The 1,258-nt window shown below is 30.4% G+C and carries 1 protein-coding gene; it reads left to right on the top strand.

Going from position 1 to position 1,258, the window contains the following annotated elements; translation table 11 throughout:
* Positions 1–185: 185 nt before the first annotated feature.
* A partial coding sequence (locus tag EZH24_RS12065; protein WP_137999316.1) for a DNA polymerase III subunit delta' occupies positions 186–1,258 on the top strand: 1,073 nt, incomplete at its 3' end.

Here is a 1,258-nt window from a genome sequence, read left to right as displayed (position 1 = left end):
AGCCTTAAAATTTATTTTATGTTATTATATATATTTTTTATATTTTGTATATATTCTTGTATTCTTGTTATTTTTTGACGAATCGACTTACAAATTTATAAACTTTAATAATTGTCATTTTCATTAATTATGATAAAATTAAAAAATCGCAAATTAAATAAAAATTAAAATTTAGGAAACTAATTTTGGCTAAAGTATTAGGGCAGAGCGTCCCGTTAAAAATAATGTCGGGAATTTATAAAAGCGGAAGATTGCATCACGCTTATTTATTTTACGGAGAGGAAGGAATAGGTAAATTTGAAAGCGCTTTAAATTATGCGAAAGCGATTTTATGCGAAAGAGAAAACGGAACTTACTGCGGAGAATGCGAATCCTGTAAAACGATTGACAAATACAAACATCCCGATGTGATTGTCGCAGGAACGGACGAAAGATTTAGAAACGCCGAAATATATTTTAATCAATATTTGGAATACAAACTGCCTTACTTGTTTAACGATTTTTACACGGCATGCCGTTCCATTCTTTATAAAGTCGAATCGATGATTTTCGATAGCTACGATAATTATCCAGCAAACGAACCTAAAGAATATATGCTCGGGCAGAAAAAAGAAACTTCGCGCTACGCTTTAATAGAGCCTTATTATTTGGCGGTTAATTATACTTTAAACGAAATCAACGAAAACAATATTGAATATATAGATTCCATATTTAGAGCGAAATCTAAAGAAGCAATTGATATTGTAAAAAATAAAGGAGGCAAAAAAAAATATTCTATAGAAGGAAATTTTTTTGACGCTTTAAAAAAAATTCACTATAATATAATTCACACGGTTATTCCGCTTGACACTGTCCGAAATATTATAGAAATGACTTACAGAAAACCGCGACTCGGAAAGAAAAGAATAATCATTATTGAAGGAATAGAATTAATGGATAAGAGAGCGCCAAATATTTTTTTAAGAACTTTGGAAGAGCCGTCCGACAATAATATTTTTATTTTAATAGCGTCAGATACGAATAAACTCACGCAAGACGGAATGAAACCTTTAATGTCGCGAATGATGGAATTGAAATTTTTTCCTTTGTCAGAAAAAACCTTGAGAGAAGTTTTAATGAAAAGACTAAAATTTGACGAGGAAAAAACGGCTTTGGCTTTGCAATATTCTTACGGAAGTGTGGCAAAATCTATAAAATACGCGCTTGACAAAAAATCGAATTCAAGCGATAATATACGGGAAGTTTTATTATCTTTTAT

The organism is Brachyspira catarrhinii, from assembly GCF_005518285.1.
GTDB lineage: Bacteria > Spirochaetota > Brachyspiria > Brachyspirales > Brachyspiraceae > Brachyspira > Brachyspira catarrhinii.
This window is presented reverse-complemented; position numbering and strand designations above follow the sequence as displayed.